The organism is Streptomyces sp. NPDC059080, assembly GCF_042739975.1.
Lineage (GTDB): Bacteria > Actinomycetota > Actinomycetes > Streptomycetales > Streptomycetaceae > Streptomyces > Streptomyces benahoarensis.
Window position 1 is genome coordinate 60,905 of sequence record NZ_JBHYGX010000015.1, and the last position, 15,988, is coordinate 76,892.

The 15,988-nt window shown below is 73.5% G+C and carries 13 protein-coding genes; 3 read left to right on the plus strand and 10 right to left on the minus strand.

Going from position 1 to position 15,988, the window contains the following annotated elements; genetic code table 11:
- Positions 1-61: 61 nt before the first annotated feature.
- The 4 genes from ACFWWQ_RS14970 to ACFWWQ_RS14985 are packed head-to-tail and all read right to left on the minus strand — an operon-like array spanning position 62 to position 4,513.
- Positions 62-1,207 carry an enolase C-terminal domain-like protein gene (locus tag ACFWWQ_RS14970; protein ID WP_384595730.1) on the minus strand — a complete coding sequence of 382 codons (1,146 nt, stop codon included), beginning with the start codon at positions 1,205-1,207 and terminating at the stop codon, positions 62-64.
- A complete protein-coding gene (locus tag ACFWWQ_RS14975; protein ID WP_384595733.1) occupies positions 1,204-2,352 on the minus strand; it encodes a PLP-dependent cysteine synthase family protein in 1,149 nt (382 codons plus the stop codon). Before ACFWWQ_RS14975 ends, ACFWWQ_RS14970 begins: the two co-directional genes overlap by 4 nt.
- On the minus strand, positions 2,349-3,236 hold the full coding sequence (locus tag ACFWWQ_RS14980; protein WP_384595736.1) for a hypothetical protein: 888 nt from the start codon (positions 3,234-3,236) through the stop codon (positions 2,349-2,351). The genes ACFWWQ_RS14975 and ACFWWQ_RS14980 overlap by 4 nt, the downstream gene beginning before the upstream one ends.
- Positions 3,233-4,513, minus strand: a complete 1,281-nt coding sequence (locus ACFWWQ_RS14985; RefSeq protein ID WP_384595739.1) for an ATP-grasp domain-containing protein — start codon at positions 4,511-4,513, stop codon at positions 3,233-3,235. The genes ACFWWQ_RS14980 and ACFWWQ_RS14985 overlap by 4 nt, the downstream gene beginning before the upstream one ends.
- 402 nt (positions 4,514-4,915) lie before the next feature.
- On the opposite strand from ACFWWQ_RS14985, the gene ACFWWQ_RS14990 reads away from it, so the two are divergent.
- Together ACFWWQ_RS14990 and ACFWWQ_RS14995 are read left to right on the plus strand one after the other, a co-directional pair.
- The gene (locus ACFWWQ_RS14990; RefSeq protein ID WP_384595742.1) at positions 4,916-5,761 is read left to right on the plus strand and encodes a class I SAM-dependent methyltransferase; all 846 of its coding nucleotides are present in this window, start codon (positions 4,916-4,918) and stop codon (positions 5,759-5,761) included.
- 220 nt (positions 5,762-5,981) lie between these two features.
- Complete coding sequence (locus ACFWWQ_RS14995; RefSeq protein ID WP_384595745.1) at positions 5,982-6,380, plus strand: hypothetical protein; 399 nt, start codon at positions 5,982-5,984, stop codon at positions 6,378-6,380.
- 40 nt (positions 6,381-6,420) lie between these two features.
- Here ACFWWQ_RS14995 and mscL read toward each other — a convergent pair whose 3' ends face one another.
- From mscL to ACFWWQ_RS15020, 5 genes are all read right to left on the minus strand, one after another.
- Positions 6,421-6,918, minus strand: coding sequence for a large conductance mechanosensitive channel protein MscL (mscL, locus tag ACFWWQ_RS15000; protein WP_384595748.1), 498 nt, complete (start codon positions 6,916-6,918; stop codon positions 6,421-6,423).
- A 795-nt stretch (positions 6,919-7,713) separates the two neighbouring features.
- On the minus strand, positions 7,714-8,547 hold the full coding sequence (locus ACFWWQ_RS15005) for an S-methyl-5'-thioadenosine phosphorylase (RefSeq protein ID WP_384595751.1): 834 nt from the start codon (positions 8,545-8,547) through the stop codon (positions 7,714-7,716).
- 78 nt (positions 8,548-8,625) lie between these two features.
- Positions 8,626-8,964: an FmdB family zinc ribbon protein gene (locus ACFWWQ_RS15010; protein WP_384595754.1), complete on the minus strand. Its 339-nt coding sequence runs from the start codon at positions 8,962-8,964 to the stop codon at positions 8,626-8,628.
- A gap of 68 nt (positions 8,965-9,032) precedes the next feature.
- Positions 9,033-10,343 (minus strand): MFS transporter, encoded by a 1,311-nt coding sequence (locus tag ACFWWQ_RS15015; RefSeq protein ID WP_384595757.1) that lies wholly within the window; start codon positions 10,341-10,343, stop codon positions 9,033-9,035.
- 314 nt (positions 10,344-10,657) lie between these two features.
- Positions 10,658-12,247: a potassium/proton antiporter gene (locus ACFWWQ_RS15020; protein ID WP_384595920.1), complete on the minus strand. Its 1,590-nt coding sequence runs from the start codon at positions 12,245-12,247 to the stop codon at positions 10,658-10,660.
- 202 nt (positions 12,248-12,449) lie between these two features.
- Between ACFWWQ_RS15020 and ACFWWQ_RS15025 the strand changes: the two genes are divergently transcribed.
- Positions 12,450-15,170: a penicillin acylase family protein gene (locus ACFWWQ_RS15025; RefSeq protein WP_384595760.1), complete on the plus strand. Its 2,721-nt coding sequence runs from the start codon at positions 12,450-12,452 to the stop codon at positions 15,168-15,170.
- Between the two features lie 147 nt (positions 15,171-15,317).
- On the opposite strand, the gene ACFWWQ_RS15030 is transcribed toward ACFWWQ_RS15025, so the two are convergent.
- Positions 15,318-15,881 carry a 5-formyltetrahydrofolate cyclo-ligase gene (locus ACFWWQ_RS15030; protein WP_384595763.1) on the minus strand — a complete coding sequence of 188 codons (564 nt, stop codon included), beginning with the start codon at positions 15,879-15,881 and terminating at the stop codon, positions 15,318-15,320.
- Positions 15,882-15,988 lie beyond the last annotated feature (107 nt).

A 15,988-nucleotide genomic window follows, 5' to 3' on the forward strand; every position in this document is an offset into this window, starting at 1 on the left:
GGCGCCGAACTGGCCCGCGCCGCACGATCAGGATGCCCGGACCGGGCCCGTCACCACGAAGTCAGGACGCCCCGGACCGGCCCTGACCCGCATGGCCAGGACCCTCGCGGACCGGACGCCCCTTTGCCCCCGGTGTCGCAGGCGCCGCCACCCCCAACCGCCCCTCCCGCGCACGCGGCCGCACCCCCAACCCGGGCCGGTCACCCGCCCGTACCGTCCCCTCGGCACCACCGATCCCGCGCCACGGATCGTGGGCGAGCAGCAGATGGCCGTCGAGGTCGACCCAGTGGGCGCGGTGGACCAGGTGGACGGCGGGGGCGATGCCGAGGGTGCTGGCCGTCAGGCAGCCGAGCATCAGATCCGTGCCGCTGTCCGCCAGCAGGTCGGCGATGCGCAGCGCCGCGAACACCCCGCCGCACTTGGCGAGTTTGACGTTGACGCCCTGTACCCGGCCCGCCAGCCGCTTCGCGTCCTCGTACGACACCGCGTCCTCGTCGGCGATCACCGGCAGCGGCGACCGGGCCGCCAGCGCGGCCAGCGCCTCGGGGCCGCCGGGCGCGAGCGGCTGTTCCACCGCCGCCACCCCCAGCTCCGCGCAGCGCGGCAGCAACTCCCGGGCCTGCGCGGCGCTCCACGCGCCGTTCGGGTCGAGCAGCAGCCGGGCGTGCGGGGCCGCCGCCCGCACCGCCCGGATGCGCGCGAGATCGTCCTCCGGGTCGGCCGCGCCCGCCTTGACCTTCAGCAGGGTGAAGCCGCGGTCGGCGAGGCGCGCGGCGAGCGTCCCGGCCCGCTCCGGCGTGCTGATGCCGAGGGTGCGGGCGGTCGTCGCGGACGGCGGCCCGGCCGCGCCCAGCAGCCGGTACGCGCCGTGGCCGGACCGCTTGCCGACGAGGTCCAGCAGCGCCGATTCGACGGCCGCGGCGACGGCGGGCGGGGCCCCCGGCGCCGGGAGCTCACCGGCGCGCAGCGCCGCCAGCGCGGACTCCGGGTCGGTATGGCGCGCGACCGCGGCCGACGCGTCGCGCAGCAGCCGCACCAGCGTGGCCGCGTCCAGCCCGTAGTAGGCGCTGGCCACCGCCTCGCCGTGGCCGCGCAGCCCGCCGTGCTCCACCGTGAGCCACACCGCGTCCCGGGCGGCCATCGTGGCGCGGGATATCCGCAGCGGTTCGGCGAGTTCGAGGCGTGTGGTGCGCAGGGATGCCTTCACGCGCGGGCCTCCTGAGGGGGACGGGGCGGCGCGGGCGCCGCGCGGGGGGCGAGGACCGTGGTGCAGCGCGTCCAGCCGGTCGCCTCGGCCGCGTGCGGATGGGGGATCTCAACCGGGTGGGTGCGGGCGGCGGCGCAGTCCACGCCGTGCGCGGCGGTGAAGTCGTCGTCGTAGACGGACGACAGATAGCGGTGCGGCCCGTCGGGGAAGACCGTCGCGACGACCGCGCCCGGATGCGTTCGCGCCGCCCACGCCGCCACCAGCGCCGCGGCGCCCGTGCTCCATCCCCCGCTGACGAAGCTGGTACGTGCCAACCGGCGGCAGGCATCGGCGGATTCGGCCGGGCCCACCCAGTGCACCTCGTCGAACGCGGCGTGATCGACGTTGCGCGGGTGGATGCTGCTGCCCAGCCCGCGCATCAGCCGGGGCCGGGCCCGCTGCCCGAAGATGGTCGAGCCCGTGGCGTCCACCCCGATCAGCCGCAGCCCGGGCCGGGCACGCCGCAGCGGGCCGATGAGCCCGGCGCTGTGGCCGCCGGTGCCGACGCTGCACACCAGGATGTCCAGCCGTGGCAGCGCACCGGCGATCTCGGCGGCCAGCGAGGCGTAACCGGCGCGGTTGTCGGGGTTGTTGTACTGATCGGGCCAGTACCCGCCGGGCAGCTCCGCCAGTACCGTGCGCAGCCGCGCCAGCCGGGCCGCCTGCCAGCCGCCGCGCGCCGCCGGTCGGTCGGCCAGCTCCAGCCGCGCCCCGTATGCCCGCAGCAGCCGCCGCATCGACGGCTCCAGCTCCGCGTCGCCGACCAGGACGACGGGGTGCCCCAGCGCCTGACCGGCGAAGGCCAGCCCGATGCCGAGGGTGCCGGACGTCGACTCCACCACCGGCGCGCCGGGCCGCAGTTCACCGCGTTCGCGCGCACCGAGCAGCATCGACACGGCGGCCCGCGCCTTCATCCCGCCGACGCCGTGCCCCTCCAGCTTCGCCCAGAAACCGGGGTGCGGGCCCGGCAGATCGGCGGTGATCCGCGCCAGCGGCGTCCGGCCGACCAGCGACAGCAGATGCGGATCGGCGGCGTCCGGCCGCGCCCGCCACTGCGGTGCGCGGGACGGTGCCGGGGGTGCGGCGGCGGTCGGTGGCGCGCTCATCGGCCGCTCCCTTCATACCGGCCGTCACCGGGCAGCCCGCCGTAGCGGTACAGCGTGCCGGGCCCGCCGTCGAGCCAGAAGAACGGATACGGCTCCGCACACACCGCGTGCACGCCCGCGCCGACGAAGCGGGGCAGCACCGCGCTGCCGGTCTGCGCGAACAGCACCAGCGGCAGCCCGCGGGCGGCGGCCAGCGCACGCAGCGGCCCGAACGTGCCGTTGCCGAGCGTCATCCCCGAGGCGAGCACCGCGTCGCAGCCCCCGATGGCGCCCGCCGCGTCCCGCACCACCGCCTCGCCCCACTCCGTCGCCCCGCCCTTCAGATCGCACGGCACATACGCCAGCCCCCGCGAACGCAGCGCCTCCAGAAGGGAGTTGACGACTCCGACGACCAGCACCCGGCCCCCGGCGGGCACCATCGGGGCCAGCAGGTCCACGACCGAGCGCGCCCGCGCCCGGGACTTCTCCAGCGAGGTGCCCGCGGCCAGCGCCAGCGGCCGCGCCCCGTGCGCCGGGGTGTGCGGCAGCCGGTGCATCAGATACGCGTCGAGCGCGGCGGTCCGCACCACCGGTAGCGGATGCGCCAGCAGCGCCGCCACGTCCGCGCCCACCGCGTCCGTCACCGCCTCGGGCGGCAGGGCACCGGGCTCCGCCGCGCACGAGCCGACGGCCGCGCCCAGCCGCAGGCTCAGCACCTCGTTGCGGTAGCCGCCGGACCGCCCGTCGTGGCGCACCGCCTGACTGGTCGCGAACGCCGTGGAGATCCGTACGCTCCGCGGATCCGTCCCGAACGCGCCGTCCAGCACGGCCTGTTGCAGCGTCTCCAGGTCCGGCCACCCGGTGAGCGGGGCGGCGGCCGGACGGACGGCGGGCGGGGCGCTCACCGGTCCGCCGCCACGCACGGACGGACGGTGCCGAGCAGCTCGGCGACGCGTGTACGGGCGTCACCGGGCGGCGCGCCGCTCCCCGTCGCCATGATGTGCCCCAGGTAGCCGTTGTTGTCGGTGGTGGTCCGCACCCGGGTGCCCGGGTCGGCCAGCACCACCTCCAGGACACCGGGCGCCGCCGCCAGCTCCTGCCGCACCTCGCGCCCGGCCGGGCCGTATCCGGTCAGTACGCCGTCGGTCTCCGGCAGCAGGAAGCCGATCGCCGCGTCCGTCACACCGGTCGTCCGGACCTCCAGGTCCGGCGCCTCGCCGAGCGCCAGCGCCACGCAGGCGGCCGCGAGGTCGACGCCGGTGACATGGCGGACGAGTTCGGTGATGCGGTTGCCCGCCGGGCGCGGGTTGACCTCGATCACCCGGGGCCCGTCCGCCGTCAGCTTGATCTCGGTGTGTGCGACGAGCTGGTCCAGGCCGAGCGCGTCCAGCGCGGCGCACGCGGTCTCCGCCGCCGACGCGGCTTCGCCGGGGCCGAGCGCGGCGGGGAAGAGGTGTCCCGTCTCGATGAACGCCGGGGCGCCGCCCACGCTTTTGCCGGTGACGCCGATGACATGTGTGGCGCCGCCGGCGGTCACGGTCTCGACGCTGACCTCGGGCCCCTCCAGCAGCTCCTCCAACAGGAGCGCGGGGGAGCGGCGCTGGCCGCGCGCGTTGACCGGGAAGGCGTCCAGGGCGCGGTGCGCGGCGGCCAGCTCCCGCTCGTCGCCCACCCGCCGGACGAACATGCCCGCGCACAGGTCCACCGGCTTGACCACCAGCGGGTAGCCGATCTCCGCGGCGGCGAGGGCGGCGGCGGGGAACCCGTCACAGACGGCGAACCGCGGCCCCGGCACCCCCGCCGCGGCGAGCGTGCGCCGGGTGCGGTCCTTGCGGCACGCGGCGGTGACGGCGTCCGCGTCCGGACCGGGCAGCCCCAGCTCCCCGGTGAGGGCGGCGACGGTGGGCAGGTAGTAGTCGCAGGAGCTGAGCACCCCGTCGAACCCCAGCGTGCCGTGCAGCCGGCGCACGTACGGCAGCAGCGCGGCCGCGTCGTTGGTGTCGGCGGTGAGGACGTTCCGGGCACCGAGCAGCGGGTGGGCGGTCCCCTCGGGCGCGGACCGCAGGTAGTGGTTCAGGTCCCGGGTGAGGAACGTGAACGTGTGCCCGGCCTCGGTGAGCGCCCGTGGCAGCAACCGGCTCATCGAGCCGACCCAGCTCTCGACCATCAACAGATGTCCCATGACTCCCCATCGCCGCGAGATGCGCGGGCTCCCGGCGTCCGGGAACCCCGGACCGCGGTCCCGCAGTGACCCGGAGATCACGATATCGGGAATGATTTTCAGTGTCATATTGGGTTGCCGTGGAGGGCCTTCGGCGCAGACGCGCGGTTCCTTGCGCCCGTACGCCCATCGATGTCCGTCTGCGCTGTGCCTCCACCGGATCGTGAACCCGCGTTGCCGCACGGGTGGTTGGCGAGCCCGTCGGCGCGGGCGCCGGGATCCGGGCGCTCGGGCACCGGCCGGTTCCTGCGCCGGTCCGCTCGGCCGCGCCCATACTGGGGGAACGCATCCCCCTTTCCGGCGCCGCCGTGAGCGGCCCGGGCCGGCCGGGCGGAGCGGCCCGCATCCCGCAGGAGGAACGGCATGGGACCGATCGTCAACACCGAGCAGCAGCGCGTCTGGAACGGCGACGAGGGTGCCCACTGGGCCGCCCACCGCGACCGCTGGGAGGCGGCCAACGCCGGTTTCACCGAGCCGCTGCTCACCGCCGCGGCGATCCGCGCGGACGACCGGGTCCTCGACATCGGCTGCGGCTCCGGCTGCACGACCCGGCTCGCCGCCCGCCAGGCGCCCCGGGGAGACGCCACCGGCCTGGACCTGTCCGGACCGATGCTGGAGAAGGCCCGGGAGAGCGCCCGGAGCGACGGTCCCGCCAACGTCACCTTCGTCCAGGGCGATGCGCAGTCCCACCCCTTCCCGCCCGGCGCGCTCGATGTCGCGATCAGCCGCTTCGGTGTGATGTTCTTCGCCGATCCGGTGGGCGCGTTCGCCCACCTCCGCCGGGCGCTGCGCCCCGGCGGCCGGCTCGCCTTCGTCTGCGGCGCGGCCGACGCGGACAACGAATGGCTCCAGGCGGTCCTGGTCCTCCGCGACCAGCTGCCGCTCGGCGACTTCGGCCGCCCGGGCACCCCCGGCGCCTTCTCGCTCGGCGGCCCCGACGAGATCCGCGGGGTGCTCACCGCCGCCGGATTCACCGGCGTCGCGGCGGAGCGGGTGGAGGCGTACGGCACCTGGGGCCGGGACGCCGACGACGCCGCGGACTTCCTGCTGGGCTCCGGCCCCGGCCGTCACTGGACGAGCCAGGCCGGCCCCGCCGCCGACGCCCGCGCCCGCACCGCACTCACCGACCGGCTGCGGGCCTACGAGGAACACGGCGCCGTCCGCCTGCGCAACGCGGCCTGGCTCGTCACGGCCGACGCGCCGTCCTGACCCGCCCACCGGCGACGCATCCCCGGGCGCGCGCCTCGGCCCGGGTGCGCGCCTCGGCCCGGGTGCGCGTGGCCCGTCCACTCTCCCGGATACGGGTACGGGTACGGGCCCGGGCCCGTACCCGTACCCAGGCAGGGCCTCGGCCCCAGGAACGCCCGCGGCTCCCGCCCCCGCCTCGGCTGCCCGAAGGCCGGGCCCGGGCCGGTCGTACCCTGAGAAGGTGAGCACCACCTCCGCATCCGACGACCCGGCCCGCCCCCGCGACCCGCAGCCCGCACCAGCGTCGCCGGACTCCGCCACGGCCGGTACGCCCGCGCCCGACGCCGCGTCCAGGACCTCGACGGCCCACCCCGAGGACCGACCGGCACAGGACAAGCGGGCCGAGGGCCAGACGCCCCAGGGCTCCGACGAGGAGCAGTCGGCTCGGGATGCCGAAGAGGAGCGGGCCGCCGCCCGCCGCCGCGCCGCCCGGGCCGCGTTGCTCTTCGACGATCCGCTGTCCCGCCGCTCCGACGACGACTCGGACCGCGGCTGGGGCGAGCGTCCCACCGGCGACGCGGCCGACAGTTCCGCTGACCTCCGGCGCTTCCTCGACGAAAAACCGCCCCACCACCTCTGAGCGAGGCGGTGGAGCGGTCCGATGCGTCCGCGGGATTCCGCTACGACGGTGACTTCTGCGTGATGACCGTTCCGACGGCGCCCGAGACCGACGAGGAGCCGTTGCGCTGCGCGATCAGGGCGTCGCGGATCTCCGCCAGCAGCTCGACCTCGGTCGGCTCCGCCGAGGTGTCGTCCACCGGCTTGCGGGCGTCCACCCGCTCCTTCCACTTGTTCATCGGAAGGATCATGAGGAAGTAGACCACCGCGGCGGTGATCAGGAACGTCAGCACCGCGCTGAGGACCGAGCCCCACAGGATGTAGATGCCGTCGGTGAACTCGCCCTTCTTGTCGACGACGCACGTGGTGAGGCAGGTCTTGTAGTTGTCGAGGTTCTGCGAGCCGAAGGCGCCGACGATCGGGTTGATCACGCCCTTCACCACCGCGTTCACGATGTTGGTGAAGGCCGCACCGACGACCACCGCCACCGCGAGTTCGATGACGTTGCCCCGCATCAGGAAGTCCTTGAATCCCTGCAGGACGCTCTTGCTCTCGCTCACCAGTCGGCCTCTCTCCATGTGCTTTACGGATGGTGCACCAACAAACAGCACCGCAACTTACGTCAGGGCGGGGCAGCGGTGTCCAGCCGCCCCACACGAACCAGTGAGCGGCCAGAGCGTCAGTACGGATCACATCCGGGGCGCCGGGGAAATATAGGGCGCGCTCCGGGCGGCATGAGGCAGCGACCCCGCCGCCCGGAAAAGTTTCGCGTGGCCGGAAAGCGGACGCCACTCGATCTCGCGTCATGGACTACCGCCCCTCCGGCGCCGCCGAGGCGGCACATCCGGCACCCGACGGAGCCCGGCCCGCGTCCGGTAATTCCCCGCATGCCCATGCCGCGGCCGTGATCGCGAGCCCGGTCGCGGTCAGCCGCCACCCCAGGGCCCGGCGCCACGGACGCCGTACGCCACCGAGCCGCAGCGGCGGGAAGTGGGGCACTTCACACGGGGCGGGCGCGGGCAGCGGCGCCGGAGGCACGGCCGCACGGGTGGCGTGCGGAGCGGAGGGGAGGAGCGGGGAGTGAGGCATGGTGAGCACCGCCTGCGGTGAGGGAACGGGACCGACGGCACCCACCGTGCCCGCTCTCCCCGCCGCGCGTGCGGGCCTGTGGACGGCCCCGGCGGATGTGGACAACCCCGCCACCCGCAGGGGGGACCCGCCCCGAAGGCGGCCCCGGACCCGGCCCGCAAGCCCGGCCACGTACCGACTCACAAGCCCGCAGCCCGGCCACCTACCGGCCCGCAGCCCGGCCACGTACCGGCCCGCAAGCCCCGCCGCGGGCCTCGACCGCCCTCCTACGGCAGCTCGATCCCCAATTCCCACCCGTCATGCACCTGCGCACAACCACAGGTCCGCTCACTCGTGGCCGGGAGGGCGCCGACCGCGTCGAAGAGGACCTCGCGCAGGCGGCCGACGTTCTTCCCGAAGACTTCGAGGACATCGTGGTGGGAGACGCCGTCGCCTGTCTCGGCGCCCGCGTCCAGGTCCGTGACCAGCGTCAACGAGGCGTAGCAGAGGCCCAGTTCGCGGGCGAGTACTGCCTCGGGGTGGCCCGTCATGCCGACCACCGACCAGCCCTGCGCCGCGTGCCACCGGGACTCGGCGCGGCTGGAGAAGCGCGGCCCCTCGATCACCACGAGCGTGCCGCCGTCCACCGCGTCCCAGCTCCGGCCGCGCGCCGCCGCCAGCGCGGCGGTCCGGGCGGCGGGGCAGTACGGGTCGGCGAACGGCAGGTGGAAGACGCGCGGGATGCTGCCGTCGGAGAGCGGGACGCCGTCGAAGTACGTCTGGGCGCGGCTCTTGGTGCGGTCCACGATCTGGTCCGGAACGAGCAGCGTGCCCGGCCCGTACTCGGGCCGCAGGCCGCCCACCGCGCACGGGCCGAGGATCTGCCGGACGCCGACGGAGCGCAGCGCCCACAGGTTGGCGCGGTAGTTGATGCGGTGCGGCGGAAGGTGGTGACCGCGGCCGTGCCGGGGGAGGAAGGCGACCTGCCGCCCGGCCACCTCGCCGAGGAACAGGGAGTCGCTGGGGCTCCCGTAGGGGGTGTCCACCGTGATCTCGGTCACGTCGTCGAGGAAGGAGTGGAAACCCGATCCGCCGATGACGCCAATCTCCGCGTCAGCCATACCGGCCAGCCTACGGGGTGCCCGCATACGCACGACCCCCGCCGTCGGTGCGACGGCGGGGGTCCGGGAAAGCGGTGATCAGGCGGCGGAGCTGCTGCTCGCCGGGCCCGAGGTGCTGCTCGTCGACGAGGACGAGGACGAGGTGGACGACGACTTCGTGTCCGAGCCGGAGCCGGACGACGAGGAGTCGGACGTGCTCGTCGAGGAGGGGGACTTCGCCGGGCTGCTGCTGGACGACGCGCCGCGGCTGTCGTTGCGGTAGAAGCCGGAGCCCTTGAAGACGATGCCGACCGCGGAGAACACCTTCTTGAGGCGTCCCTGGCAGCTGGGGCACTCGGTGAGCGCGTCGTCGGTGAACTTCTGCACCGCCTCGTGGCCCTGGCCGCACTCGGTGCACTGGTACTGGTAGGTCGGCACTTGTCTTCCTCCTGGCACTCTCACTCGATGAGTGCTAACGACGGTCCATAGTGCAGTATTCCGGCCCGTCAGTCCACTGTGGCCGCCGTACGGTGACCGACTCCACGCCCCGCCGCGTCCCCGTCAGCGCCGTCCGAGGGCGCCCCGGACGGCGTCCCCACCCGGCTCGTTCCCCGGGGCAGCAGCCGCGAGCGCAGTGCCAGTAGCACCGCCAGCGCCAGCGCGGTACCGGCCAGCGGCACCAGGAAGCCGCTGCTCGGCGCGTAGGCGTCGGCCAGTCGGCCCGCCGACGTCGCCGCCGCGGCCTGGCCCAGCGCCACCGCGCCGGTCAGCCAGGTGAACGCCTCCGTACGGGCGCCCGCCGGGACCAGCGACTCCACCAGCGTGTAGCCGGTGATCAGCGCCGGGGCGATGCACAACCCGATGACCAGCCCGTTCGCCGCCAGCAACGGCACCGCCGTCACCGCCCACAGGGGGACGGTCGCCAGCGCCAGCAGCCCGTACGCGACGAGCAGGCGGCGGTGCGGGCCGGTCTTCCAGGCGAGGGCGCCGCACGCGACCCCGGCCAGCATGTTGCCCGCCGCGAAGATGCCGTAGAGGACGCCGTTGATGCCGGGGCGGCCGATGTCCTGGGTGAACGCGGTCAGCGTGACCTGCATGCCGCCGAAGACCGCACCGATGCCGAGGAACGCCACGATCAGCACCTGCACCCCGGACACCGACAGCGCCGAGACGCGGGGCGCGCCCTCCTGGTGACCCCGGTGGACCGGCGGCTGGCTGCGCCACTGCGCCGCGAAGAGCAGCCCGCCGGCCAGTGTCAGCACCGCCTCGGCGATCAGCCCGGCCGCCGGGTGGACGCCGGTGCACAACGCCGTGGCCAGCACCGGACCGACGACGAAGGTGAACTCGTCGGTGACCGATTCGAACGCCGCCGCCGTCGGCAGCAGCGGACTGCCGCCCAGCCGGGCCGCCCAGCGGGCCCGCACCATCGGGCCGACCTGCGGTGCCGAGGCGCCCGTGGGCACCGCGACGGCGAGCAGCGCCCACAGGGGCGCGTGGGACAGGGTCAGCGTGATCAGGGCGGCGATGCCCGCGACGTGCACCAGCACGCCGGGCACCAGCACCGCGCGCTGCCCGAACCGGTCGGCGAGCTTGCCGTTCTGCGGGGCGAACAGCGCCATCGCCACGCCGGTCGTCGCCGAGACCGTACCGGCGGTGCCGTACGAACCGGTGGTGTGCTCCACCAGCAGCACGATGGAGATCGTGAGCATGGCGAAGGGCTGCCGGGCCAGGAAGCCGGGCAGCAAGAAGGTCCACGCACCGGGGGTGCGCAGCAGTTGTCCGTATCCGGGATGGGAGTCCTTGACCGCGGATGCCACGGCCGGGCCTTTCCGCTGCCTGGTAGCGCACGGCCGCGAGTGCTCACGGGTGGTGCGCCGAGAGCTGTCCTCTCGCGCAGGACCGAGTGATACCGCGTGGCCCGCACCGGGCCGCGGCCGCCGAGCGGTCGCGCCAGCTCTGCGTCAGGCAGAGTGGGTCGTCGATGTGCTGAGGGGATTCTACAGGCCGGTATGGGGGAAGCCCTGGGGTCGGCCAGGGCTTCACGGGGCTCCCCTTCGGATCGGTGGTGCGCCGCCGCACACCGGTGGGCCATACACCGGTGGGCCGCACACCGGGGCGGCCCACTGATCCGTCAGTCGCGGTCGCGGTGCGGACGCCTGCCGCCCGTACCGCGCCCGGCGGTGGCGGGCGCCTTCCGTCGTCCGTGACGGCGTACCGCCTCCACCGGCGCCTCCGCCACGGTGCCCAGCCAGCCGGCCAGCTTGCCGCCCAGGGAGACGGCCTGAAGCCGCTTCTCCGCCGCGTCGCGGACCTGGTCCGTGGCGACGACCAGCAGTTCGTCGCCGCGCCGCAGCACTGTCGTCGGCGCCGGTACGAAGCTCTCGCCGTCGCGGACGACGAGCGTGACCGCGGCGCCGGACGGCATCCGCAGCTCCCCGACCTCGACGCCGTGCATCCGGGAGGTGGTGCCGATCGAGGTGGACAGCAGATGGCCGCGCAGCCGCTCCAGCGGGGCCGACTCGATGCCGAGGTCGGCCGCCTCTTCGCCCTCGCCCAGCCGCAGCCGTCGCGCCAGCCACGGCAGCGTCGGGCCCTGGATGAGGGTGTAGACCACGACGAGGACGAAGACGATGTTGAAGACGCGTTCGCTGCCCGGCACCTGGCCCACCATCGGGATGGTGGCGAGGACGATGGGCACCGCGCCGCGCAGCCCGGCCCAGGACAGCAGCGCCTCCTCCCGCCACGGCACCCGGAACGGCAACAGCCCGAGGAAGACCGACAGCGGCCGGGCCACGACCGTCAGGATCAGGCCGATCAGCAGCGCGGGCACGATGTCGTCGAGGAGGTTGTGCGGCGTCACCAGCAGACCGAGCAGGACGAACATGCCGATCTGGCCTATCCAGCCCAGCCCTTCGGCGAAGCCGCGGGTCGCCGCGGAGTGCGGCAGCTTGGCGTTGCCGAGGATCACCGCGGCCAGGTAGACGGCGAGGAAGCCCGAGCCGTGCGCCAGCGCGCCCGCCGCGTACGCCGAGACCGCGATGGCCATGACGGCGATCGGGTACAGACCCGAGGCGGGCAGCGCCACATGCCGCATGCCGTACGCGCCGATCCAGCCGACGGCCAGTCCGACGGCCGCGCCGATCGCCAGCTCCAGGGCGATCTCGCCGATCAGGACGTACCAGTGCTCGACCGGCCCGGCGGTCGAGAAGGCGACGACGAGGATGACCACCGGGGCGTCGTTGAAGCCGGACTCGGCCTCCAGCACGCCCGTCAGACGGGACGGCAGCGGCACCGAGCGCAGCACGGAGAAGACCGCGGCGGCGTCCGTCGACGACACCACCGCGCCGACCAGCAGCGCCTGACGCCAGTCCAGTCCGGCGAGATAGTGCGCCCCCGCCGCGGTGACCCCCACGCTCACCGCGACGCCGAGTGTGGAGAGCAGTGCCGCCTGGGGCAGGGCGGGCCGGATCTCTTTCCACTTCGTCCCGAGACCGCCCTCGGCCAGGATCACGACGAGGGCGGCGTAGCCGAGCAGTTGGGTCAGCTCGGCGTTGCTGAAGCCCACGCCGCCCAGGCCGTCCTGCCCCAGGGCGATGCCTATCCCGAGGTAGATGAGCAGGCTGGGCAGCCCGCTGCGCGAGGAGAGCCGTACCGCGGCCACCGCGACGAGCAGTACGAGCGAGCAGAGCAGCAGGAGTTGGTTGAGATGGTCGACAGTCAGGAGCTGGTCCTTCCGCGCGCGGTCCGGAGCCGGGTCCGGGGCCTTTCCGTGGGCGTAATCCTTACCGTATCTAGTTACTGAGACTAACAATTTACCATTACTTGAACCTCGGATGCGCTGGTCATGACTCCGCGTAGGGGCCGCCCCACCCGTGCGCCTATGGTTGCTCCAGCACTCCCACCCTGCCCCTCGAAGGACAGAGATGCCCGCCAACAAGACCGGCCCAGCCCCCAAAAAGAAGAAGGGGCGGCGCGGCCGCCTCGTCGCCGTCGCGGTCGTGCTGCTGCTCGTGGCGGGCATCGCCTTCGGCGCCTTCTGGGGGGTGAACACCGTGCGGGCGTCGCTCCCGCAGACCACCGGGTCGCTCAAGCTCGCGGGCCTGACCGATCCCGTCGACGTCCGCCGCGACGCGCACGGCATACCCCAGATCTACGCCGACACCGATGAGGACCTCTTCCGCGCCCAGGGCTACGTCCAGGCGCAGGACCGCTTCTGGGAGATGGACGTCCGCCGCCACATGACGGCCGGCCGCCTCTCCGAGATGTTCGGCAAGGACCAGGTCGACACCGACGCGTTCCTGCGCACCCTGGGGTGGCACCGCGTCGCACAGCAGGAGTACGACACCAAGCTGTCGCCGGCCACCAAGAAGTACCTCCAGGCGTACTCCGCGGGCGTCAACGCCTACCTCAAGGACCACGAGGGCGCGGCGCTCTCCCTGGAGTACGCGGCGCTGGACTTCCAGAACGACTACAAGCCCGAGAAGTGGACGCCCGTCGACTCGATCGCCTGGCTCAAGGCCATGGCCTGGGACCTGCGCGGCAACATGCAGGACGAGATCGACCGCTCCCTGATGACGAGCCGCTTCAGCCAGCAGCAGATCGCCGAGCTGTACCCGGCCTACCCGTACCAGCGCAGCAAGCCGATCGTCTCGGGCGGCGCGGTCAACCCCGTCACCAAGGAGTTCGACCCCAAGCGCAGCGGCACCGGCAACGCCTCGAACGGCACCCCCGCCGGCGCCGCCCACGGCCTCCAGTCCGGGCTCTCCGCGCTCTCCACGTCGCTGGACAAGATCCCGGCGCTGCTCGGCCCGAACGGCAACGGCATCGGCTCCAACTCCTGGGTCGTCTCCGGCGCCCACACCACCACCGGCAAGCCGCTGCTCGCCAACGACCCGCACCTCGCCCCGCAGATGCCGTCGCTCTGGTACCAGATGGGCCTGCACTGCCGCACCACCGGGCCGAAGTGCACCTACGACGTCGCGGGCTACACCTTCTCCGGCATGCCCGGCGTGATCATCGGCCACAACCAGGACGTCTCCTGGGGCATGACCAACCTCGGCGCCGACGTCACCGACCTCTACCTGGAGAAGGTCGCCACCGACGGCTACCTCTACGACGGCCGTCGCCGCCCGTTCGTCACCCGCAAGGAGACCATCAAGGTCGCCGGCGGGCCGAGCCGCGAGATCACCGTCCGCGCCACCAACAACGGGCCCATAGTCTCCGACCGCGACGGTGAGCTGGCCACCGTCGGCAAACGGGCCCCCGTCGGCAACGCCGCCCCCGACCGCGGCGACGGCTACGCCCTCTCGCTGCGCTGGACCGCACTCGACCCCGGCACCTCCATGGACGCCGTCTTCGAGCTGAACCGCGCCAAGGACTGGACGAGCTTCCGCAAGGCCGCCGCCGACTTCGAGGTCCCCTCGCAGAACCTCATCTACGCCGACACCAAGGGCAACATCGGCTACCAGGCCCCCGGCCGCATCCCCGTCCGCGGCAAGGGCGACGGCACCCTCCCGGCCCCCGGCTGGGACCCGGACTACCGCTGGACCGGCGTCATCCCGCAGTCCGCGCTCCCCTGGGAGTACAACCCCGCCCGCGGCTACATCGTCACCGCCAACCAGGCCGTCGTCGACGAGAAGAAGTACCCCTACCTCCTCACCAAGGACTGGGGCTACGGCGCCCGCAGCCAGCGGATCAACGACCTCATCGAGTCGAAGACCAAGGACGGCGGCAAGGTCTCCACGGACGACATGCAGAGCTTCCAGCAGGACAACAGCAGCCAGATCGCCCGGATCCTGACGCCGTACCTCACCAAGGTCAACATCTCCGACCCGTACGTCCGCGAGGCGCAGCAGCTCCTCGACGGCTGGGACTTCACCCAGGAGCCGGACTCCGCGGCCGCCGCCTACTTCAACGGCGTCTGGCGCAACCTCCTCAAGCTGGCTTTCGGCAACAAGATGCCCAAGGAGCTGCGGGTCAAGGGCCAGTGCCTGACCGTCCGCCCGGCCGAGGACAGCGGACCCGTCGACGACCTCGCCAAGTTCGTCCGCGAATGCGGTGAGCGCGCCCCCGACATGGCCCAGCCCGACGGCGGCGACCGCTGGTACGAGGTGGTCCGCGCGATCCTCGACGACCCCACCAACGCCTGGTGGAAGACCGAGGACCTGCCCGGCCACCCCGGTGACAAGAACCGCGACCAGCTCCTCGCGCACGCCATGAAGGACGCCCGCTACGAGCTGACCTCCAAGCTGGGCAAGAACATCGACAACTGGACCTGGGGCCGCCTGCACCAGATGGTCCTGAAGAACCAGACGCTGGGCACCGAGGGCCCCGGCTTCCTCCAGGGGCTCTTCAACCGCGGCCCGTGGAACGTCGGCGGCGGCGAGGCGGCGGTCAACGCCACCGGCTGGAACGCCTCCGGCGGCTACGGCGTCACCTGGGTCCCGTCCATGCGGATGGTCGTCAACCTCGCCGACCTCGACAAGTCCCGCTGGATCAACCTCACCGGCGCCTCCGGCCACGCCTACGACGCCCACTACTACGACCAGACCGACAAGTGGGCCAAGGGCGAACTGCTCCCCTGGTCCTTCGGCGAGGCCGCGGTGAAGAAGAGCACGAAGGACACGCTGACGCTCACGCCGTGACGGTTCCCTGAGCTCACGGCCCCGGCCCTCACCCGCATCGTGCGGAGGGGGGCCGGGGCCGTTTCGCGGGCGGCCGGGGCGGCGCGGCCCGGGCGGTCGTTTTCGGTCGACGTGCAACGGCCGAAAATCGAAGCCCGTTACCCACTCCTACGACGCGAACCGCCACACTCCCGACGGCGTCACCGCCGCGTCCACCGGCCGGTCGTGCGCCTCCGCCGGGACCTCGTCCAGCACCTCGCCGTCGTGGAGCAGCACCACCGTCGCAGGATGCGCACCGGCCCGCTCCAGGCGGGCCAGCACCCGGTCGTACGAGCCGCCGCCGCGGCCGAGTCGCATCCCGCGCCGGTCCACCGCGAGGCCGGGCAGCAGCACCGTGTCCGCCTCCGTCACCGCCCCGGGGCCCAGCCGCGGACCGGCCGGTTCCAGCAGGCCGCGGCCCGCCTTCACCAGGCGGTCGGCGCCCTCGTACACCGCCCAGTCCAGATCGTTGTCGGGCAGCAGCACCGGCAGCAGCACCCGCGTCCCCGCCCCGCGCAGCCGCTCCAGCAGCGCGCGGGTGGACGGCTCACGCCCCACCGACACGTACGCCGCGACCGTCCCGGCGCCCGCCAGCTCCACCAGCTCCAGGGCCCGGCGGGCCAGTTCGGCCCCCGAAACCGCCGCGACACCGGACGGCAACGCGCTCCTCGCCTCCAGGAGACGCCGCCGCAACCTCTGTTTCCTACTGTGATTCACGCTCACCGTGTGGCCTTGCTCCCGCTCTCAGGCAGTATTCACCGGACACTCATCATCCTTCCGTTTGGGCCGGTTATCGTTCT

Excerpts from the sequence above, each read along its gene's own strand:
- ACFWWQ_RS15025 (WP_384595760.1), top strand. The coding sequence starts at position 12,450 with ATGCCCGCCAACAAGACCGGCCCAGCCCCCAAAAAGAAGAAGGGGCGG.
- ACFWWQ_RS14975 (WP_384595733.1), bottom strand. The coding sequence starts at position 2,352 with ATGAGCGCGCCACCGACCGCCGCCGCACCCCCGGCACCGTCCCGCGCA.
- ACFWWQ_RS15005 (WP_384595751.1), bottom strand. The coding sequence starts at position 8,547 with ATGGCTGACGCGGAGATTGGCGTCATCGGCGGATCGGGTTTCCACTCC.
- ACFWWQ_RS14990 (WP_384595742.1), top strand. The coding sequence starts at position 4,916 with ATGGGACCGATCGTCAACACCGAGCAGCAGCGCGTCTGGAACGGCGAC.
- ACFWWQ_RS14985 (WP_384595739.1), bottom strand. The coding sequence starts at position 4,513 with ATGGGACATCTGTTGATGGTCGAGAGCTGGGTCGGCTCGATGAGCCGG.